The organism is Streptococcus oralis (assembly GCF_001588645.1).
Taxonomy (GTDB): domain Bacteria; phylum Bacillota; class Bacilli; order Lactobacillales; family Streptococcaceae; genus Streptococcus; species Streptococcus oralis_AB.
The window spans coordinates 203,563-223,132 of sequence record NZ_LAYF01000001.1; the positions used below are offsets into that span (position 1 = coordinate 203,563).

The 19,570-nt window shown below is 44.2% G+C and carries 20 protein-coding genes, 1 riboswitch and 2 other annotated features; of the genes, 5 read left to right on the forward strand and 15 right to left on the reverse strand.

Going from position 1 to position 19,570, the window contains the following annotated elements:
- Positions 1 to 35 precede the first annotated feature (35 nt).
- The gene (locus A0739_RS00925; protein WP_061586750.1) at positions 36 to 491 is read right to left on the reverse strand and encodes a GNAT family N-acetyltransferase; all 456 of its coding nucleotides are present in this window, start codon (positions 489 to 491) and stop codon (positions 36 to 38) included.
- A 69-nt stretch (positions 492 to 560) separates the two neighbouring features.
- Here A0739_RS00925 and A0739_RS00930 point away from each other — a divergent pair, with 69 nt between their 5' ends.
- Positions 561 to 1,220, forward strand: a complete 660-nt coding sequence (locus A0739_RS00930; RefSeq protein WP_061586751.1) for a prepilin peptidase — start codon at positions 561 to 563, stop codon at positions 1,218 to 1,220.
- Here A0739_RS00930 and trpA read toward each other — a convergent pair.
- The 14 genes from trpA to A0739_RS01010 form a co-directional block, all read right to left on the reverse strand.
- On the reverse strand, positions 1,192 to 1,968 hold the full coding sequence (gene trpA, locus A0739_RS00935; protein WP_061586752.1) for a tryptophan synthase subunit alpha: 777 nt from the start codon (positions 1,966 to 1,968) through the stop codon (positions 1,192 to 1,194). The genes A0739_RS00930 and trpA overlap by 29 nt on opposite strands.
- The gene (gene trpB, locus A0739_RS00940) at positions 1,961 to 3,184 is read right to left on the reverse strand and encodes a tryptophan synthase subunit beta (protein WP_061586753.1); all 1,224 of its coding nucleotides are present in this window, start codon (positions 3,182 to 3,184) and stop codon (positions 1,961 to 1,963) included. The genes trpA and trpB (A0739_RS00940) overlap by 8 nt, the downstream gene beginning before the upstream one ends.
- Positions 3,162 to 3,761, reverse strand: coding sequence for a phosphoribosylanthranilate isomerase (locus A0739_RS00945; protein WP_061586754.1), 600 nt, complete (start codon positions 3,759 to 3,761; stop codon positions 3,162 to 3,164). Before A0739_RS00945 ends, trpB (A0739_RS00940) begins: the two co-directional genes overlap by 23 nt.
- Positions 3,748 to 4,515 (reverse strand): indole-3-glycerol phosphate synthase TrpC, encoded by a 768-nt coding sequence (gene trpC / locus A0739_RS00950; protein WP_061586755.1) that lies wholly within the window; start codon positions 4,513 to 4,515, stop codon positions 3,748 to 3,750. The genes A0739_RS00945 and trpC overlap by 14 nt, the downstream gene beginning before the upstream one ends.
- Positions 4,512 to 5,516, reverse strand: coding sequence for an anthranilate phosphoribosyltransferase (gene trpD / locus A0739_RS00955; protein WP_000658673.1), 1,005 nt, complete (start codon positions 5,514 to 5,516; stop codon positions 4,512 to 4,514). The genes trpC and trpD overlap by 4 nt, the downstream gene beginning before the upstream one ends.
- A 10-nt stretch (positions 5,517 to 5,526) precedes the next feature.
- Positions 5,527 to 6,093 (reverse strand): aminodeoxychorismate/anthranilate synthase component II, encoded by a 567-nt coding sequence (locus tag A0739_RS00960; protein WP_061586756.1) that lies wholly within the window; start codon positions 6,091 to 6,093, stop codon positions 5,527 to 5,529.
- On the reverse strand, positions 6,090 to 7,451 hold the full coding sequence (gene trpE, locus A0739_RS00965; RefSeq protein WP_061586757.1) for an anthranilate synthase component I: 1,362 nt from the start codon (positions 7,449 to 7,451) through the stop codon (positions 6,090 to 6,092). Before trpE ends, A0739_RS00960 begins: the two co-directional genes overlap by 4 nt.
- 71 nt (positions 7,452 to 7,522) lie before the next feature.
- Positions 7,523 to 7,748, reverse strand: a binding site (T-box leader).
- Positions 7,745 to 8,923 (reverse strand): tryptophan synthase subunit beta, encoded by a 1,179-nt coding sequence (gene trpB / locus A0739_RS00975; protein WP_061586758.1) that lies wholly within the window; start codon positions 8,921 to 8,923, stop codon positions 7,745 to 7,747. Its footprint overlaps the feature before it by 4 nt.
- A 64-nt stretch (positions 8,924 to 8,987) precedes the next feature.
- Positions 8,988 to 9,213, reverse strand: a binding site (T-box leader).
- A 42-nt stretch (positions 9,214 to 9,255) separates the two neighbouring features.
- On the reverse strand, positions 9,256 to 10,482 hold the full coding sequence (locus tag A0739_RS00980; protein WP_061586759.1) for a DegT/DnrJ/EryC1/StrS family aminotransferase: 1,227 nt from the start codon (positions 10,480 to 10,482) through the stop codon (positions 9,256 to 9,258).
- A 42-nt stretch (positions 10,483 to 10,524) separates the two neighbouring features.
- On the reverse strand, positions 10,525 to 11,217 hold the full coding sequence (locus A0739_RS00985) for a sugar transferase (protein WP_061586760.1): 693 nt from the start codon (positions 11,215 to 11,217) through the stop codon (positions 10,525 to 10,527).
- A gap of 183 nt (positions 11,218 to 11,400) precedes the next feature.
- On the reverse strand, positions 11,401 to 13,143 hold the full coding sequence (locus A0739_RS00995; RefSeq protein WP_061586761.1) for an ABC transporter ATP-binding protein: 1,743 nt from the start codon (positions 13,141 to 13,143) through the stop codon (positions 11,401 to 11,403).
- The gene (locus tag A0739_RS01000) at positions 13,133 to 14,878 is read right to left on the reverse strand and encodes an ABC transporter ATP-binding protein (protein ID WP_061586762.1); all 1,746 of its coding nucleotides are present in this window, start codon (positions 14,876 to 14,878) and stop codon (positions 13,133 to 13,135) included. Before A0739_RS01000 ends, A0739_RS00995 begins: the two co-directional genes overlap by 11 nt.
- A gap of 54 nt (positions 14,879 to 14,932) precedes the next feature.
- Complete coding sequence (locus A0739_RS01005) at positions 14,933 to 15,568, reverse strand: DUF421 domain-containing protein (protein ID WP_061586763.1); 636 nt, start codon at positions 15,566 to 15,568, stop codon at positions 14,933 to 14,935.
- Positions 15,565 to 16,020: a DUF3290 family protein gene (locus A0739_RS01010; protein ID WP_061586764.1), complete on the reverse strand. Its 456-nt coding sequence runs from the start codon at positions 16,018 to 16,020 to the stop codon at positions 15,565 to 15,567. The genes A0739_RS01005 and A0739_RS01010 overlap by 4 nt, the downstream gene beginning before the upstream one ends.
- A gap of 133 nt (positions 16,021 to 16,153) precedes the next feature.
- On the opposite strand from A0739_RS01010, the gene A0739_RS01015 reads away from it, so the two are divergent.
- The 4 genes from A0739_RS01015 to A0739_RS01030 all read left to right on the forward strand — a co-directional run bounded on the left by A0739_RS01015 (position 16,154) and on the right by A0739_RS01030 (position 19,570).
- Positions 16,154 to 16,981: an exodeoxyribonuclease III gene (locus tag A0739_RS01015; RefSeq protein WP_061586783.1), complete on the forward strand. Its 828-nt coding sequence runs from the start codon at positions 16,154 to 16,156 to the stop codon at positions 16,979 to 16,981.
- An 11-nt stretch (positions 16,982 to 16,992) separates the two neighbouring features.
- A complete protein-coding gene (locus tag A0739_RS01020; RefSeq protein ID WP_061586765.1) occupies positions 16,993 to 17,379 on the forward strand; it encodes a bleomycin resistance protein in 387 nt (128 codons plus the stop codon).
- A gap of 131 nt (positions 17,380 to 17,510) precedes the next feature.
- A riboswitch (purine riboswitch) is annotated at positions 17,511 to 17,606 on the forward strand.
- Between the two features lie 120 nt (positions 17,607 to 17,726).
- Complete coding sequence (locus A0739_RS01025) at positions 17,727 to 18,308, forward strand: xanthine phosphoribosyltransferase (RefSeq protein ID WP_061586766.1); 582 nt, start codon at positions 17,727 to 17,729, stop codon at positions 18,306 to 18,308.
- Complete coding sequence (locus A0739_RS01030; protein ID WP_061586767.1) at positions 18,308 to 19,570, forward strand: nucleobase:cation symporter-2 family protein; 1,263 nt, start codon at positions 18,308 to 18,310, stop codon at positions 19,568 to 19,570. The genes A0739_RS01025 and A0739_RS01030 overlap by 1 nt, the downstream gene beginning before the upstream one ends.

The window sequence follows — 19,570 nt, forward strand, 5'->3', positions numbered from 1 at the left end:
CTTGAAAATCCTTGGAACTCTAACTCAAGTGACTACTATCTACCCTTTTTCATGATGTATTTTCGTATAGGTTTTTCAACCATTTGAACGATTTCAAATCCTTCTTTTTGGTAAAGATTGTAAGCTGTTTGATTTGCCTCGTAGACATTTAGAGAAATAGTATCTATGTCTTCATTTTCAAATGCCAAACTAACAAATTTCCTTAAAGCCTGGCTACCTAAGCCCTGCCCCTGTTTCTGGGGGTTGATAAAAAATCTCCCGATATGAAGATTCCTGTCTTCTAGCCTGATTTTCTGGATAAGTCCCACAAACTCTTGTCCATCAAAGATTGAAAAGATTCCTTCCAAATCTTGCAAGACTGGAATTGTCAAGGGAAAAGGAATCATTGGTCCCATCCATTGTTCTTGAAAGGATTTGCCAAGGGAGTTGGACCATTGGCATACGAGCTGAGCATTTTCTGGGCTCACATTTTCCTCAAAACGAATTGTCATCTTTACCTCACCATCTTATCAATGTTTCTTTATTATACTACTTCTCTTATTTTTTACGAATAGATAAGTATGATTGATCTTTATTTTTTTCTTGTTGGGAGCATTCTCGCTTCTTTCTTGGGTTTGGTCATTGACCGTTTCCCTGAGCAATCCATTATTCGACCAGCTAGTCACTGCGATTCCTGTCAGACTCGCTTGCGACCCTTAGATTTGATTCCTATTGTATCTCAGGTCTTCAATCGCTTTCGCTGTCGCTACTGCAAGATTCGCTATCCATTCTGGTATGCCCTCTTTGAATTGGGCTTGGGTGTCCTCTTTCTGACTTGGTCTTTGGGTTGGATTTCCTTGGGTCAAGCCATCCTCATCACTGCTGGCTTGACCTTGGGAATCTATGATTTTCGCCATCAGGAATATCCTTTGCTAGTCTGGATGACTTTCCACCTAATCCTCATGGCCTGCACTGATTGGAATCTGGTTATGGTCTTCTTTCTTGTCCTCGGAATCATGGCTCATTTTATTGATATCCGCATAGGCGCAGGAGATTTCCTCTTTCTAGCTTCTTGTTCTCTCATCTTTAGCGCGACAGAATTACTCATCTTGATCCAGTTTGCTTCTGCGGCAGGGATTTTAGCCTTTCTTTCGCAAAAGAAAAAGGAAAGACTTCCTTTCGTGCCTTTCCTCTTACTTGCTGCCTGTGTGATTATTTTTGGTAAGCTACTGCTTGTTTGATAAAGTCCTGAATTGGCTCTCCTTGGTGGAGAGCTTTTACAATTTTCGAACCGACGATAACGCCATCTGACACCGCATTGAAGCGTTCTACATCAGCCTGACTAGACACACCAAATCCTGTCAAGACTGGGATGTCAGCTACTTGATGCAATTGTGCTAAGTGCTTGTCCAAGTCTGCACGGTAATTTCCTGACTTTCCTGTCACCCCATTGATGGCAACTGCATAGATAAAACCTTCTGCACCTTCAATGAGTTCCTTTTGACGGTCAATTCCTGTCGTCAAGCTAACTAGGGGGATCAAGGAAATGTCTGTATCTGCCAAAAAGGGCTCTACAAAGTTGGCATGCTCATGAGGCAGGTCTGGGATAATCAAGCCCTTAACTGCTGTATCTGCCAGATCTTTGACAAATTTCTCCACACCGTACTGAAAGAGGGGGTTGAAGTAGGTCATGATGACAAGTGGAACTTCTGTTTGAATGGTTTTCAAGGTTTCAACCAAATCCTGGGTAGAAGTTCCATGAGCTAGACTGCGCAAGCCTGCTTCTTCGATCACAGGTCCATCTGCAACAGGATCTGAAAAGGGAATGCCCACTTCAATAGCTGAAACACCCAAATCTTCTAAAAAGTGGATTGTTTCAGCGAGACCATCCAAACCTTTCTCATGGTCTCCAGCCATGATATAGGGAACGAAAATTCCTTTTCCTGCTGCTTTGATAGCATTCAATTTTTCTGTTAGAGTCTTAGGCATGAGCTTCTCCCTTCTTTGCTGCATCTGTTTCCAAGCGGTCCTTGACTTGAACTACATCCTTGTCCCCACGACCGGATAGGCAGACAATCATTGACTTGTCTGGACCAAGTTCTTTGGCCAATTTCACTGCAAAGGCGATAGCGTGGCTAGATTCCAAGGCTGGGATAATCCCTTCCACACGAGACAAGAGCTGGAATCCTTCCAAGGCTTCCTCATCTGTCACGGGGACATAGCTGGCACGTTTGATATCGTGGTAGTGAGAGTGTTCTGGACCGATACCAGGATAGTCCAAACCTGCTGAAATAGAGAAAGCCTCAAGAATTTGACCATGAACATCTTGGAGCACATCCATAAGCGAACCGTGAAGGACACCCGGACGACCCTTGGTCAAAGTCGCTGCGTGGTGCTCTGTATCCACACCAAGTCCAGCTGCTTCAGCCCCATACATAGCTACAGACTCATCTTCTACAAATGGATGAAAGAGACCAATAGCATTAGAACCACCACCAACACAGGCTACTAGGGCATCTGGCAAATCTTGACCTGTCAAGTCACGGTACTGTTGTTTAGCCTCTCGACCGATGACACTTTGGAAGTCACGAACGATTTCTGGGAAAGGATGAGGTCCCAAGGCAGAACCAAGGATATAGTGGGTATCATCGATATTTGCCACCCATGAACGAAGGGCTGCATTAACTGCATCCTTGAGCACGCGCGAACCATCTGTCACGGCCTCAACCTTAGCTCCCAAAAGCTCCATACGAAAGACATTAAGGGCTTGGCGTTTGACATCTTCCTCACCCATATAGATGGTACATTCCATGTTAAAGAGGGCCGCAGCTGTTGCAGTTGCCACACCGTGCTGACCAGCACCAGTTTCAGCGATAATTTTCTTTTTACCCATGCGTTTAGCCAGAAGAACTTGTCCCAAGGCATTGTTAATCTTGTGAGCCCCTGTATGGTTGAGGTCTTCCCGTTTGAGGTAAATCTTGGCTCCTCCGATATGCTGGGTCAAGTTTTTTGCGTAGTAAAGGGGAGTTTCACGTCCTACATACTGGCGTAAGAGCTGCTTTAATTCCTCTTGGAAACTGGGGTCTGCCTGACTTTCACGGTAGGCTTTTTCCAACTCCAAAACTGCTGTCATCAATGTTTCTGGGACGAAACGTCCGCCGAATTTTCCATAAAATCCATCTTTATTTGGTTCTTGATATGCCATGCTTTACCCTCTCTATAAATCTTCTAATCTTTTCATGATCTTTCTGTCCATCTGTCTCCACTCCACTCGATACATCTACTGCATAGGGAGTAAAGTGTTGAATTGCTTCTTCTACATTGTCTTCATTAAGCCCACCTGCGATGAAAAATGGCTGGGCTAGTCCAGACGTATCCAATCGTCCCCAGTCAAAGGTCTGGCCACTCCCAGCCACAGGGGCATCAAAGAGGAGATAATCCGCCTGAGAATTGGGGACATGACCATCTCCATCCACCTGCACAGCCTGAATGCTGGCACAAGGCAGATTCTCAAACAAATCATCTGCTACCTGACCATGAACTTGAACCAAGTCCAGACCAACTTTTTCAATCACTTCTAGCAATTCTGTCCGACTTGGTGAAACAAATACACCAACTTTTTTAACGTTAACAGGAATGAGCTTTGCCAGCTCTGTAGCCTCTTCCAAGGTCACCTGTCTTTTACTGGGTGCGAAGACAAAACCGATATAGTCTGCCCCTGCTGATACGGCTGTCTCTACCGCTTCTTTGGTCAACAATCCACAAATCTTAACCTTTGTCAATCTGCAACTCCTTGATTCTCTGGGCTACATCTTCTGCCTGCATGAGAGCTGTTCCCACCAAAATTCCGTTAAAGTATGGTGCTACTCGTTCCGCATCCTGCCCTGTGAAAATAGCAGATTCAGAAATGTAATAGCGACCTTCCTTAAAGTGCTGGACCAAGTCTACACTGGTCTGCAAATCGACCTCAAAGGTGGTCAAGTTGCGGTTATTAACCCCAATAATCTCAGCACCAAGTCTGTGGGCCACTTCTAGTTCAGCTAGATTGTGAGTTTCCACCAAAACTTCTAGACCTAGCTCTGTCGCATAATCATACAGTTCCTTGAGGCGTTCTTCTGATAAAGCCGCTACGATGAGCAAGATAACTGTCGCACCTGCATTGCGAGCTCGGATGATTTGCTTTTCATCGATGATAAAGTCCTTGTTGAGCGTTGGAATGTTTACCTGATTGGAAATCTCTCGCAAATAATCCAAATGCCCTTTAAAGAAAACCTCATCTGTCAAAACCGAAATCATCACTGCGCCGTTCGCTTCATAAGTCTGGGCCTGTTGCACAATATCCACATCTAGATTGATATCTCCCAGACTAGGGCTAGCCTTCTTGACCTCAGCGATTACCTGCAAACGGTCCTGGTGATTCTTCAAAAATGCTGCCAAGCGATAGGTCTGGCGCAAGGGCTGGATTTCCTCCAGCTCCATTTGCTTGACCTCACGCGCCTTCTGCTCCAAAATTCGTGCTAAAAATTCCTGACTCATTTTTGGTACTCCTGTAACAGTCTGAGTTTTTCAAGGGCCTTGCCACTAGCAATTACTTGACGGGCCAAGGCAACTCCTTCCTTGATACTAGCTACCTTACCATTGGCATAGAAACCAAGACCAGCATTTAAAACTGTCGTTTCCAAAAATGGACTTGGTTCATTTTTAAGAACGCTGAGCAAAATTTCTGCATTTTCCTGAGCATTCCCACCACGGATATCTTCGATAGCGTAGCGTTCCATCCCCAAATCCTCTGGAGTAAAGCTTGATAAGGTAATTTCGCCATTTTCAAGAAGAGCAATCTTGGTTGTCCCGTTCAAGCCAGCTTCATCAAGACCTTCTGGTCCAGCAACTACGATGGCACGTTTTCGCCCCATATTTTTCAAAACCTGAGCGGTACTTTCTAGCAGCTCTGGACGACTAATACCAAGAAGCTGTGTTTCCAAAGCCATTGGGTGAATCAGTGGACCAGTCAAGTTCATGATTGTTGGAATTCCCAATTCCAAACGAGCTGGCATGATGTATTTCATAGCTGGATGCATATTTTTAGCAAAGAGAAAGACGATTCCAGTTTTATCGAAAACCTTACCTAGTTCAGCTGGTTTGAGGTCAAGATTGATGCCTAATGCTTGAAGGACATCTGCAGAACCCGATTTAGAAGAAATCGAACGGTTACCGTGCTTGGCCATATGAATGCCACCACCAGCCAAGACAAAGGCTGCAGTTGTGGAGATATTAAAACTGAAAGACTTGTCTCCACCTGTACCGCAGTTATCCATAGCATCATGGATTTCAGTTGGAATGTGTTGGGCATGTCCTCTCATGACTTGAGCAATAGCTGTGCGCTCTTCCGGTGTTTCCCCCTTCATCTTAAGAGCTAAAAGGAGAGAAGCAATCTGAGCTTCTGTTACGCGCCCAGTTACGATACGCTCAATGACATCCGTCATTTCCACACCTGATAAATGTTCAAATTTTGCTAATTTTTCAATAATCTCTTTCATCCTAGTTTCCTCACTTTACAACCTTCTCGATAAAATTCCGAATAGAAGACAAGCCATCTGGCGTTCCGATGCTTTCTGGATGGTACTGGAAGCCATAAATCGGCAGGCTTTTGTGTTGAATTCCCATAATAGCTTGGTCATCAGTCGAACGAGCTGTCACTTCAAAGTCTTCAGGCATTTCTTCAATCAAAATACTGTGATAACGCATGACTGGACGACCATCCTCAATGCCTTGATAGAGAACAGATGGCGCTTCAAAGTTGATATGGCTCTGTTTCCCATGCATGACTTTTGGAGCCAAACCTAGCTTGCCACCAAAGACTTCTGCAATGGCTTGATGACCCAAACAAATCCCTAGAATTGGCTTCTTGCCTGCAAAGTCACGAATCATGTCTTCCATCTTTCCGGCATCCACTGGCCAACCAGGACCGGGAGAAAAGACCAGACCATCTGCTTTTTCAGCTTCTTCATACAGCTTGGAATCATCATTTCTCAAGACCTGCACTTCTGCAAAATTCCCAATGTATTGAGCCAAGTTATAGGTAAAAGAATCATAGTTGTCAATCAATAAAATCATGGTCTTAGTTCTCCAATTCTAGTCATAGATTTAGCCTTGTTAATGGTTTCTTGGTATTCGTTTTGGGCGATAGAGTCATAGACAATCCCTGCCCCAGCCTGCACATAGGCTGTTTGATCTTTGAGAATCATGGTTCGGATGGCAATGGCGAAATCCATATCACCCGTCGCAGACAAGTAGCCGATTGCTCCTGCGTATACGCCTCGTTTTTCCGTCTCCAGTTCATAGATGCGTCTCATGGCCCGAATCTTTGGTGCTCCTGAAACTGTTCCAGCTGGAAGTGTAGCTTTCAAAGCATCCATGGCAGTGAGGTCTGGAAGCAAACGTCCCTTGACCACGCTGGTCAAATGCATGACATAGCGGAAAAGCTCCACTTCCATATACTTGGTGACTTGGACACTGGCTGTTTCAGAGATGCGGCCGATATCATTGCGCCCCAAATCTACCAACATCCGATGTTCTGCTGTTTCCTTCTCATCAGAAAGCAGGTCTGTCGCCAAGGCCTTGTCCTCTTCATCTGTAGCTCCTCTTGGCCGCGTACCAGCAATCGGATTGGTTGTCACGATACCATTTTTGACTGAAACCAAACTTTCAGGACTGGCACCGATGATTTGATAATCCCCAAAATCATAGAAATAGAGATAATTAGATGGATTGGTCACGCGGAGATTTCTGTAGAAGTCAAATGGATTTCCAGTAACTTCTGCTGAGAAACGCTGACTGAGCACACATTGGAACATATCACCATTACGAATCAAGTCACGAGCGGTTTCCACCATTTGCTCAAACTTCTGAGGAGCGATATGCGGTTTGAAGTCTAGAGGAGATAGATCCAAATCTTCAAATTCATTTGGAGCAGGAATGCGTAATTCCTCAAGCACTTGGTTCAAGGCTTTTTCCAAATCTTCTTGACTGCGATCGCTATAAAGAGCATCCTCTATGACATGAATTTTTTCCTTCTTATGGTCAAAGACCATATAACTCTCATAGACAAAGAAATGCATGTCTGGCGTCCCAATGGTATCTTCAGGAATTTGACCGATTTCTTCATAGAGCGAAATCATATCGTAACCGACAAAGCCAATAGCTCCCCCACCAAAAGGGAGATCTGAATGGTGTTGGCTCTTATGAGTCACTTCATAAAGGAAATCCAAGGGATCCCGATCAATCACTTGACCATTTTGATAAAGGACTCCATTTTCAAACTGAATCTCAAAAACAGGATTATAGGCTAGGATAGAAAAACGAGCGGTTTCCTTGTCTCTCGGAATACTTTCTAAGATCACCTTGTGTTGTCCTTTTAAGCGCATATAAGCCAAGATTGGTGATAAGACATCTCCATGAATGATTCGTTCCATTGTAATTTCCCTTTCAGTTCTACTTCTAGTCCGTGGCGACTGTATGAAAAATCCCCACGCAAAATAACTTGCGTGAGGACGAAATTCGCGGTGCCACCTCAATTATAGGATTTCTCCTATCTCTCATTCCTGTCTCAGAACTTTCCTATAACAGGCTGTGCGATAAAGGGCACTCCCTTGAGAATTATGTTTTCTTCTCTCGTTTCAGATGGACCCAACCTTACAGCTTTCTCTGCTTGTTTCCAGCAACCACAAGCTCTCTGTGAGAGAAAAGACTGTAATTTTTCCATCTTTTATTTTTTAGCTTCTAGATAGTCTGCAATAGCAGCTACATCCTTGTCTCCACGACCAGAGACATTGATGATGATAACCTCATCTTTACTTAGTTTCGGTGCACGTTTAACCGCTTCTGCGATAGCGTGCGAACTTTCGATTGCTGGGATAATCCCTTCAGTCTTGCTTAGAAGGAGCAAGGCTTGAACAGCTTCTTCATCTGTCGCTGCTACGTATTCTACGCGACCTGAGTCTTTAAAGTAGGCGTGTTCTGGGCCAACCCCTGGATAGTCCAAACCAGCTGAGATAGAGTAAACTGGCGCCAGCTCTCCATCTTCCTTAAAGACTGCATAGGTCTTCATACCATCGACAATTCCGACACTACCTTTTGTCATGGTGGCTGCGTGCTTGTCTGTATCAAGTCCATGCCCAGCAGCTTCGACCCCAACCAATTTGACTTCTTCATCAGCCACATACTGCGAATAAGCACCGATGGCATTGGAACCACCACCTACACAGGCAATGACGTAGTCTGGTAAACGACCTTCTTTTTCTAAGATTTGACGACGAGATTCTTCACTGATGACCTTTTGGAATTCATGAACAATTGTAGGATAAGGATGAGGTCCTACAGCAGATCCCAAAACGTAGAAGGCTTCAAGGTCATTCATCCATGCTCCAAAGGCTGCATCGACCGCATCCTTGAGGGTACGAGTGCCTGTTTCAACTGCATGGACAGTTGCTCCCATCATCTCCATACGGAAAACATTGAGACGTTGACGCTCCACATCTTCTGCCCCCATGTAGACATCACAAGCCATACCAAACTTGGCTGCAGCAGCTGCTGTCGCAACACCGTGCTGACCAGCTCCTGTTTCTGCAATCACTCGTTTTTTGCCCATACGTTTGGCAAGAAGGATTTGACCTAGAACGTTGTTGAGCTTGTGAGAACCAAGGTGATTAAGATCTTCTCGCTTGAGATAAATCTTAGCCCCACCTAGGTGGTCTGTCAAACTTTCCGCAAAATAGAGCGGTGTTTCGCGACCTGAATAATCCTTCAAGTAATGGCGAAATTCTGCCAAAAATTCTGGATCATCCTTGTATTTGTCAAATGTCACTTCCAACTCATCCAACAAAGCCTGAATTGGCTCCGGTACAAAACTGCCACCAAATTGTCCAAAATATCCTTTAGTTGTCATAAAATTTTCCTCTTTCAGTATTGATTTCAAGATATGAAAAAGCCCACACACAGATTGGATTCTGTGTGAGGGCGTTGGTAACGCGGTGCCACCTCAATTATAAAGGGACTATTCCCCTTTACATCTCTGCCTTGTCTAACAACAAGTTGCACTGTAAGGTGTGCGCACCGAATTTTCATTGTTTCAAATTCATTTTTAAAATCAGCCCACTTTCACTACTTCCAACCACCTGTTCACAATCACCACAGGCTCCCTGAAGATCAAAAATAGTTACTTTTCTGATTTGTTGAGAATATTATATGCTATTGTCCGCTTTTTGTCAAGATTTTTTATTATTTTTTTCCAGAACCGAGGATTTCTTCAGAAATTCTCACCAAAGTCTGAACGATGTAATCAACTTCTTCATCGCTTAATTTTGTATGAAGAGGAAGCGTAATTTCATTTTCAAAGAAGGCATAAGCTCTTGGATAATCTGCCATATCAAAACCAAGATTCTTATAGGCTGTCAAGAGAGGAAGCGGTTTATAGTGTACATTACTTGCAATTCCTGCTTTGGCCAATTCTTGGATGATGAGGTTGCGTTCTTTTAAACTTGCTCCTTCTACATGGGTGATGTAGAGGTGGCGTGAAGATTCGACACTATCAGTCTTGTGTGCCAATGGACGGATGCGAGAACCTGCAAAACCACGATCATAGCGGTCCACGATGTCCTTACGACGTTGTAGCAAAGCTGGGTAACGATCCAATTGTACCAAACCAATCGAAGCCATGATATCCGTCATGTTGCACTTGTAGGCTGGTGTTACGATATCGTATTCCCATGAACCCAGTTGCATCTTGGCAAGGGCATCCTTTGTTTGACCATGAAGGGAAAGGATTTGGAATTCCTTGTACATCTCTTCGTCGTCAATAGCTGGATTGGCCTTCCAAGTCGCACTTCCTCCCTCAGCAGTTGTAAAATTCTTAACGGCATGGAATGAGAAGGAAGTAAAGTCAGCGATAGAACCAGCTGGTTGCCCTTTATAAGTAGATCCCAAAGCATGAGCACTATCAGAAACAATCACGATACGGTTAAAGGCTTTTTGCCACTTGCTAGCAGCTGTAAAGAGATCACGTTTTTTCTCCACGACTTGGAACAAACGGTCATAGTCGCACACAATCCCTGCAAGCTCAACCGGAATAATCACCTTGGTCTTTTCAGTAATAGCTTGCTCAAGCAAGTCATAGTCCATTTCAAAAGTATCTGCTTGGATATCCACCATGACAGGTGTCGCTCCTACGTGTGTGATGACACTGCAAGAAGCTGTATAAGTCATAGCTGGAACGATGACCTCATCACCAGGTCCCACTTCCAAAACACGCAAAATCAACTCAAGAGCGGCAGTCGCAGAGTTAAGGCAGACAGTCTTAGGTGTCTGTGTGTATTGGGACAAGCGACGCTCCAGTTCTTTTGTCTTCGGACCTGTTGTGATCCAACCAGAACGAAGGGTATCCGCTACTTCAGCAATTTCAGCTTCGGTAATATCGGGTGGTGAAAATGGAATATTGTAATTTGGCATTGATTTGCTCCTTTTATCTGTACTCATTTTCTCATGACTACATTATTTTAGCACTTCAAACACGGTTTGAAACATGATTTTGATGTCTCCAAGGAAACTAAACTCTCGGAGATAGGCGAGGTTATAGCGCATCTTTTCAGGAAGGACATGCTCTACATAGGCTTGGTCAACTGACAGACCTTTCTCCGTCATTTGACTGATGATAGTATCCTCATCCTTGTAGTTGATGCTGGCTGGAGAGGTAATCCCAGCTGGTAAGAGCAAGGTCGCCATCATTTCAGGGCTATACTGCTCGGTGTAACGTGGCACTTCAGGTCGTGTCCCAACAAAGGACATTTCGCCTTTAAGGACATTGACCAGCTGAGGTAGTTCGTCCAAACGCACACGGCGAATGAAATTTCCCACTTTGGTAATACGGCTATCGTTAGCAGAAGTCACCAGACTTCCTTTTTTATCCGCGTCAGTCACCATAGTACGGAACTTCCAAATCTTGAACGGACGGTTGTACTGGGTCACGCGCTCTTGCTTGTAAATAACAGGCCCCTTGCTATCCAACTTGATCCAAATGCTCAAGATGAGAAAGACTGGGGAAGTCAAAATTAGCAAAAACAAGGCCAGAACCCAGTCCAGGCAACGCTTGAAAATCAGCGAACCCTTCCTTTTAGAGACAAGCTGGTAGTAGGACTCAACCTCGCTTGATTGCATTTCCACGGGCAAGTCTTCCCATTTCAGCATGCTGTTTCTCCTTTGTTTTTATTATACTATTTGTCAACATTTTTCATTATACCACAAAATGGAAAAGGCGGTGCAAGAAATCTGTAATTTGAAGGATTTCCTTCTGATGTTCAATGAAAATCAAAGTACAGCTTTGAGGTTGCAGATAAAGCTGACATGGTTTGAAGAGATTTCCAAAGAGTATTAGGACATAGCTCCAGCCTGCAAGCTATACATCTTGTGATAGGTTCCTCCCAAGGCCAAGAGTTCCTCATGGGTTCCACTCTCGATGATACGCCCCTTGTCCAAGACGTAGATGCAGTTGGCGTCTTGGATGGTCGAAAGGCGATGAGCAATAGCAATGGTCGTCCGACCCTGTCTCATCTTAGCTAGGGAATCTTGAACCAAACTTTCTGTTTCAGAGTCAATATTGGCTGTCGCTTCATCCAAAATCAGGATTTTAGGCTGACTGGCGACTGTTCTAGCAAAGGCAAGAAGCTGGCGCTGTCCAGTAGAAAAGCTCGAACCACGCTCGGAAACAGGAGCATCATAGCCCAGAGGAAGGTCTTGAATAAAGGAATCCGCATCGACAAAGGCAGCTGCATCCTTTACCTGCTCATCGCTGATCTCTTGGTACATGGCGATATTGGACTTGATAGTCCCGTGATAGAGGAAGGGATCCTGTAAGACCAAACCGATATTCTTTCTCAACTCTTCATGACTATAGTTTCGGATATCCACATCATCCAAGAGAACTCGCCCCGACTGAAATTCATAAAAACGCATGAGGACATTGATAATCGAAGATTTCCCCGAACCTGTATGACCTACAAAGGCAATGGTTTCGCCCTTCTTAACTGAAAAGGAAATATCATCCAGAATCTGGTGTTTTCCATCATATGAGAAACACACGTGCTCAAACCGAATATTACCTTCTGTAATCTTTGCTTGGCTATCCTTTTGAAGGGGTTCATAGGTCCTCTCGTCAATCAAGGCAAAGACACGTCCAGCTGAGATCATAGAAGTTTGAAGGGTTGAAAAGTTTTGCGTCACCTCAATCAAGGGGTCAAAGAGCCGATTGATGTACTGGATGAAGGCATACATGGTTCCTGCTGTTATTCCCAGATAAAGTCCACGGTAGCCAAAATAGGCCATTAAAACGGCATAACCTAGGAGTTTTAGCAAACTCATGGCAGGACGTAAAAAGAGGGCGTCCAAGGCTACAGATCGGTTGGCATAGACCAAGTGTTCTTGGTTAATCTCATCAAATTCTGCTTGCAGGCGCTTCTCTTGATTAAAGGCCTGGATAATCCTGATTCCTTCGATGTTTTCTGCCAGCTTACTATTAATATCCGACAAGAGACTTCTGGTTTTTTCGATGATTTTCACTGATTTTTTCCGATAGAGATTGACCAAAAGGAAAATCAAGGGAAGAAAGAGCAAAACTAAAGCTGTCAAACGAAAATCCAGCACCAACATGGTATAAAGAGTGGTCAGAAAGATGAAAACTGCTGAAATAAAGCTGGATAAAATCCCTGAAAACATATCACTGATGGTCTCGGTATCATTGGTCAAACGAGAAACGATGGAACCTGCTGGCGTCTTGTCAAAATAAGACATGCCCAGTTTCTCCATATTGGCAAAGGCATCGCGACGAATATCTCTGACAATACTGTAGGACACCCGCGCAAAGAGAAGATTTCCAACATACTGAACTAGAGTTTGCAGGAGATAAAGACCATAGTAGACCAGCAAAACGGTCACGGCCAGTTGATTAAGATTGCTGAGGTACTGGTCGATAAAGTGGGAAGCCACAAGGGGAATGACACTTTTAATGACCGTCGTCGCAAGGAGAAAACTGAGTGCCAAAAAGGTCAGGAGGCCATAGGGCTTGAGATAGGACATCAAGCGCTTCAATACAGCCCATTGTTCTTTCTTATTCTGCATCTTCTTCTCCTTTCATTTCCAATTGCTGAGACTGGTAGGTTTGGGCATACCAGCCATCCAGAGCTAGCAAGTCATCGTGCGTGCCCCGTTCGATAATTTGACCATTTTGCAGAACCAAGATCAGATCTGCATGGACAACTGCACTAAGGCGATGGGCCGTGATGATGGTTGTCTTGTCCTTCCGCGTCTCCTTGAGGTTGTCGATGATAGCGTACTCTGTCTTAGCATCCACAGCTGACAAGGAATCATCTAAAATCAAAATATCAGGGTCTAAAATCATAGCCCTACTCATAGCCAGACGTTGCTTTTGACCACCTGAAAGACTGACTCCCTTTTCACCGATCAACGTATCAAAGCCCTGAGGCATGTCCACAATATCTTGGTAAACTTGTGCTAGCTTGGTCGCTTCCTCAACTGCTGAAAGGGGGAAGTTAGGATTACCGAAGCGGATATTGTCTAAGATAGAGGTCGCAAAGAGAAACTGATCCTGAGGGACATAGCCCATGAGACTGCGAAGGTCTGTCAGACGATAGTCCCGAATATCATGACCGTTTAGATAAATAGCTCCCTTATCCACATCGTATTCTCGCAAGAGAAGTTTAATCAAGGACGTTTTCCCAGAGCCTGTCTGCCCGACTAAGCCTAGGGTTTGCCCTTTTTCCAGACTAAAGTGAACATCCGTCAGTGTCTCCTCATTTTCAAAGGCAAAGCTGTCAATGGCGTACTCCAAACGTCCATTTTCAATACTATCCAGAGGAAACTCAGGGTCTTTTACAGGTGATTCCTGAGATAAAAGATCCTCAATCCGTTGGTAAGAAACCTTCCCTCGCTGAGTAATATTAAAGAGGAAACCGATAGCCATAAGAGGCCAAACTAGCATATCCAAGTAGCTAATAAAGGTGACCAGATTCCCAACCGTGATTTGCCCTTTCTGAACCATCAAAGAACCGACCAAGAGAGTTAAAACATAGGACGAACCAACAAACAAGAGAACCATGGGGTCAAAGAGACTGTCGTATTTCATGGTTTGGAGATTCTTTTGGAAGGTCAATTCATTGACTGCCTGAAAGGACTTGAGCTCGTCCGCCTGGTACCCGAAAGACTTGGTCACTTTAATACCTGATACGGACTCCTGCACCTTGTTATTGAGTTCAGAAAAGGCAGCTTGGGATTCGCCAAAGGCCTTGTGGGTCTTTCTCCCTAGACGACTGGTCGCATAAGCCATGAAAGGCAGGGGAAGAATGGCAACCAAGGTCATCTGCCATGAAATGCTAAAGAGCATGGTCAACAAGGTCACTAAAGCTGTGATTGAGGCATCAACCGCAGACATAACACCACCCCCTGCGAGACGCGTCAAGGCATTGATATCATTTGTAGCGTGTGCCATCAGGTCCCCTGTACGATAGGTCTGATAAAAGGCTGGAGGCATTTTTGTGAAATGCTCAAACAAGCGAGACCGCATAATCTGTCCCAGACGATAAGAAGTCCCAAGGATATACATACGCCAAACATAGCGCAGATAGTACATCCCAAAGGCTGCAAGAAGCAAGTAAAATAGGTCAAGAAGGAGGTCCTGCTGGGTTAATTGCCCCGATGTAATAGCATCAATAACCCGCCCCATAACCATAGGTGGAATGAGATTGAGTACGGAAACCAAGATCAGGGCCACGATTCCGACTAGATAACGGCGTTTTTCTAACTTGAAAAACCACCAAAGTTTTTGAATAATGGACATAAAATCCCTTTCTGATTGCAAATAGAAACCTGAGGCCAAGACCCCAGGTTTTTCTTATTCATAGGTTACGACTGTGACCGCACCCTTGTCATACTCAGCGATAAAGATATTGGCTACATTGTCATGCCCTTGCTTGCTGAGGTTATCAAGCAGCCATTCTTCGTTACGACCAATCGACTCCAAAACATCGACTTGGATCACACCGTCAGTCACAACTGGATACTTAGGATTTTCATCCCCCATTTGGACCACGATGAGTTGGCCATTTTGCTCCTGCACAGCGCATTTGACTTGCTTCATCTGGAAAATTCCTTGGCTACGAAGTTTGAGGGCTACATCCGATGCAGATAAGCCAACTGAACGACAGGCTTCTGGGTCAATCTGCCCATTTTTGATAAGGAGAGTTGGTTTTCCATCAATCAAGCGTTTGACAAAACGAACATTGTTATTGAGCCACTTGAGGGTCAAGACCAAAATCGTCCACATCATCAAAATCACTGCGTACTGCAGAATGCTGATGGCACTATTGTAAATCACCCCACCGATGATACCCCCGAGTACATAGTTCTGAATTTGGTCTATCGCTGAGTTAGGCGCTAGGTTACCCTTTCCTGTCACATTGATTACAAAAACCAGAGAAAAGAGACCCAAGGCTAGTTTGATTAAAATTTCGATATAATTGAGTGTCATTTGTTCACCTCCACCAATTCAATAGCGTCTGTTTGATTCAATTCTAATTTCTCTAAAAGATACTTGTCTGGTTGGCTCCCGTTCATGGCGCGGTAGAAATTTGGACCTACCTTGACAAGCGCTCCATCAGTGGCTGCAGAAGTATTGACATAAACTTCTGATTTATCCACTCCCAAGTCTTTGGAAACAACCTCTATGAAATGAAGGGAGGTTTGAAATTGGTTGTTAGAGGCTTGATTGGTCTGGTATTTTGAGATTGTCACCAAAAGCATGGCCACCAAGGTCAAGGCCAAAATCATGACCAATTCCCGAAACTTAGTCCCCTTTTTATCTCGATAGGCTTTAAAAGCAAAAAATCCTGTCACAGCTAATAGGACAATCCCTAAACCAAGCATGATGCCATTTTGCTGACCAATTTGGCTGAGGACATAGTCATAAGAATAGAATTTCATGTGTTTTCACTCCCTTTCATAAAATCATTCTTAATTATAAACGAAAGAGAGTGATTTTTCAAGCCATACGTTGGGGAAATGGACCTTTTTTTGGTATAATAAAATCTATAATCTGAATGAAAAAGGTAACTTTATGAAACTCATCTCATGGAATATTGATTCCCTCAATGCTGCCCTAACTAGTGACTCAACTCGTGCCAAATTGTCCCAAGAAGTACTACAAACCTTGGTCGCTGAAAATGCTGATATCATCGCTATCCAAGAAACCAAGCTTTCTGCCAAGGGTCCTACAAAGAAACACTTGGAAATTTTAGAAGAACTCTTCCCAGGCTACGAAAACACGTGGCGCTCTTCTCAGGAACCTGCCCGCAAAGGCTATGCTGGAACCATGTTCCTTTATAAGAAAGAACTCACACCCACTGTCACTTTCCCAGAAATCGGTGCCCCTTCTACCATGGACTTGGAAGGCCGTATCATCACCTTGGAATTTGATGAATTTTTCGTTACCCAAGTTTACACACCAAACGCTGGTGATGGCCTCAAACGCTTGGAAGAACGTCAGGTCTGGGATGTCAAATATGCGGAGTACTTGGCTGAACTAGACAAAGAAAAACCAGTCCTTGCGACCGGTGACTACAATGTAGCCCACAATGAAATCGACCTTGCAAATCCTGCCAGCAACCGTCGTTCACCAGGATTTACAGACGAGGAACGTGCTGGATTTACCAACCTCTTGGCAACTGGATTTACGGACACCTTCCGCCACATTCACGGCGATGTCCCAGAACGCTACACTTGGTGGGCGCAACGCAGCAAGACTTCTAAAATCAACAATACAGGCTGGAGAATCGACTACTGGCTAACAAGTAACCGCATCGCTGACAAGGTCACTAAATCTGATATGATTGACTCAGGTGCTCGCCAAGACCACACACCGATTATTCTAGAAATCGAACTATAAGGAGTTTCTTTATGAACTACAATGCAGTCATTCCTGAATTTATAGTATCTGACCTCGAAAAGTCACGCCACTTCTACTGCGACTTGCTGGGATTTTCTGTCGAATACGAGCGTCCAGAGGAGAAATTTCTCTTCCTCTCGCTTGAAGACTGCCAACTTATGCTAGAAGAAGGCAGCACAGAAGAATTAGCCCAACTAACCTATCCTTTCGGGCGCGGTGTCAATATTTCCTTTGGCATTGAAGATGTCCCTCAGCTCCACCAAAAACTGCTGGAAGCTGACTATCCTATCCATCGTCCGCTGACCAAAAGAGAATTTCGTGTTGGAGATCATTATATCTATCCTCACGAATTTGCAGTCTTGGATCCAGATGGTTATTTTTTAAGATTTAGCGAATAGAATAATCGAAGTCTACAATACTATCTAGCCTTGTAGGCTTTTTCGTTCGCTTTTATGATCTATTTACTAACAAAACATTTGATTTATAAAGCTAATTGGTGTAAAATAAAAACATTGGCAGTAGCCTGTTTAAAATTGAATATCATTTTACTTGTTTATGTCGTGAATTGGCACGACGTTTCTACAAGGTGCCGGAACACCTAACAATGAGTATGTCAGCTGAAGGTATGGTGTTGGCCATGCCTATTTTGGGGACTTACTTAGGGGATTAAGTAGGTCCTTTTTCTATTACATAGTAGAAACTCTATACAAGCAAATGAAGTATCTTTTAGACTTTAGGAGGTCTTATGAAATTATTAGAAGAGCGCATCCTTGAGGATGGGCATATCTTGGGGGACAATATCCTCAAGGTGGATTCCTTTTTAACCCACCAAGTTGACTTTAGCTTGATGCGAGAGATTGGTAAGGTATTTGCGGAAAAATTCGCTTCTGCTGGCATTACCAAGGTCGTAACCATTGAAGCGTCAGGCATTGCCCCAGCTGTTTTTACAGCTGAAGCCTTAGATGTCCCTATGATTTTCGCCAAGAAAGCTAAAAACATCACCATGAACGAAGGCATCTTAACCGCCCAAGTCTACTCCTTTACCAAGCAGGTAACCAGCACCGTTTCCATCGCTGGAAAATTCCTCTCACCAGAGGACAAGGTCTTGATTATTGACGATTTCCTTGCTAATGGCCAAGCTGCCAAAGGCTTGATCCACATCATCGAACAAGCTGGAGCAAAAGTTGAAGCGATAGGTATCGTGATTGAAAAATCTTTCCAAGATGGTCGTGATTTGCTTGAAAAAGCAGGATATCCTGTCCTATCACTCGCTCGTTTGGAACGTTTTGAAAACGGTCAGGTCGTATTTAAGGAGGCAGATCTCTAATGCAAAAACAAGAAAAACACTCGCAAGCAGCCGTTCTTGGCTTACAGCACTTACTAGCCATGTACTCAGGTTCTATCCTGGTTCCTATCATGATTGCGACAGCTCTTGGCTATTCAGCTGAACAGTTGACCTACCTAATCTCCACAGATATCTTCATGTGTGGGGTGGCCACCTTCCTCCAACTCCAACTCAATAAATACTTTGGAATTGGACTACCAGTCGTTCTTGGAGTTGCTTTCCAGTCCGTCGCTCCTTTGATTATGATTGGTCAAAGTCACGGTAGCGGGGCTATGTTTGGTGCCCTTATCGTTTCAGGGATTTATGTAGTTCTGATTTCAGGTATTTTCTCAAAAGTGGCCAATCTCTTCCCATCTATCGTAACAGGATCTGTTATTACGACCATCGGACTAACCTTGATTCCTGTCGCTATTGGAAATATGGGAAATAATGTCCCAGAGCCAACTGGTCAAAGTCTCTTGCTTGCAGCTATCACTGTTCTGATCATCCTCTTGATCAACATCTTTACCAAAGGATTTATCAAGTCTATTTCCATTTTGATTGGTCTGGTTGTCGGAACCGCCATTGCTGCTACCATGGGCTTGGTAGATTTCTCCCCTGTTGCGGCGGCTCCGCTTGTCCATGTTCCAACTCCCCTCTACTTTGGTGTACCGAGTTTTGAAATCTCATCCATCATCATGATGTGTATCATTGCAACGGTGTCTATGGTTGAGTCCACTGGTGTTTACCTGGCCTTGTCTGATATTACCAATGACCCAATCGACAGCACGCGCCTGCGTAACGGTTACCGTGCAGAAGGTTTAGCCGTACTTCTCGGAGGAATCTTTAACACCTTCCCTTACACAGGATTTTCACAAAACGTTGGTTTGGTTAAATTGTCAGGTATCAAGACTCGCCTGCCAATCTACTACGCAGCTGGTTTTCTAGTCCTCCTTGGACTCCTTCCTAAGTTTGGCGCGCTCGCCCAAATCATTCCAAGCCCTGTCCTTGGAGGGGCCATGCTGGTGATGTTTGGTTTTGTTTCCCTTCAAGGGATGCAAATCCTCGCCCGCGTTGACTTTGCTAACAATGAACATAATTTCCTTATCGCAGCTGTTTCAATCGCTGCAGGTGTCGGACTCAATAACAGTAATCTCTTTGTCAGCATGCCGACAGCCTTCCAAATGTTCTTCTCAAACGGAATCGTCGTAGCCAGCCTACTGGCCATTGTACTCAATGCCGTATTAAATCGGAAAAAGAAATAA

Excerpts from the sequence above, each read along its gene's own strand:
- trpB (WP_061586758.1), bottom strand. The coding sequence starts at position 8,923 with ATGACAACTAAAGGATATTTTGGACAATTTGGTGGCAGTTTTGTACCG.
- trpD (WP_000658673.1), bottom strand. The coding sequence starts at position 5,516 with ATGAAAGAGATTATTGAAAAATTAGCAAAATTTGAACATTTATCAGGT.
- A0739_RS01030 (WP_061586767.1), top strand. The coding sequence starts at position 18,308 with ATGCAAAAACAAGAAAAACACTCGCAAGCAGCCGTTCTTGGCTTACAG.
- A0739_RS00995 (WP_061586761.1), bottom strand. The coding sequence starts at position 13,143 with ATGCAGAATAAGAAAGAACAATGGGCTGTATTGAAGCGCTTGATGTCC.
- trpC (WP_061586755.1), bottom strand. The coding sequence starts at position 4,515 with ATGAGTCAGGAATTTTTAGCACGAATTTTGGAGCAGAAGGCGCGTGAG.
- A0739_RS00985 (WP_061586760.1), bottom strand. The coding sequence starts at position 11,217 with ATGCTGAAATGGGAAGACTTGCCCGTGGAAATGCAATCAAGCGAGGTT.
- A0739_RS01010 (WP_061586764.1), bottom strand. The coding sequence starts at position 16,020 with ATGAAATTCTATTCTTATGACTATGTCCTCAGCCAAATTGGTCAGCAA.
- A0739_RS00930 (WP_061586751.1), top strand. The coding sequence starts at position 561 with ATGATTGATCTTTATTTTTTTCTTGTTGGGAGCATTCTCGCTTCTTTC.
- trpA (WP_061586752.1), bottom strand. The coding sequence starts at position 1,968 with ATGCCTAAGACTCTAACAGAAAAATTGAATGCTATCAAAGCAGCAGGA.
- A0739_RS01005 (WP_061586763.1), bottom strand. The coding sequence starts at position 15,568 with ATGACACTCAATTATATCGAAATTTTAATCAAACTAGCCTTGGGTCTC.
- A0739_RS01015 (WP_061586783.1), top strand. The coding sequence starts at position 16,154 with ATGAAACTCATCTCATGGAATATTGATTCCCTCAATGCTGCCCTAACT.
- A0739_RS01000 (WP_061586762.1), bottom strand. The coding sequence starts at position 14,878 with ATGTCCATTATTCAAAAACTTTGGTGGTTTTTCAAGTTAGAAAAACGC.
- trpB (WP_061586753.1), bottom strand. The coding sequence starts at position 3,184 with ATGGCATATCAAGAACCAAATAAAGATGGATTTTATGGAAAATTCGGC.
- trpE (WP_061586757.1), bottom strand. The coding sequence starts at position 7,451 with ATGGAACGAATCATTCATGGAGATGTCTTATCACCAATCTTGGCTTAT.
- A0739_RS00925 (WP_061586750.1), bottom strand. The coding sequence starts at position 491 with ATGACAATTCGTTTTGAGGAAAATGTGAGCCCAGAAAATGCTCAGCTC.
- A0739_RS01020 (WP_061586765.1), top strand. The coding sequence starts at position 16,993 with ATGAACTACAATGCAGTCATTCCTGAATTTATAGTATCTGACCTCGAA.
- A0739_RS00960 (WP_061586756.1), bottom strand. The coding sequence starts at position 6,093 with ATGATTTTATTGATTGACAACTATGATTCTTTTACCTATAACTTGGCT.
- A0739_RS00980 (WP_061586759.1), bottom strand. The coding sequence starts at position 10,482 with ATGCCAAATTACAATATTCCATTTTCACCACCCGATATTACCGAAGCT.
- A0739_RS01025 (WP_061586766.1), top strand. The coding sequence starts at position 17,727 with ATGAAATTATTAGAAGAGCGCATCCTTGAGGATGGGCATATCTTGGGG.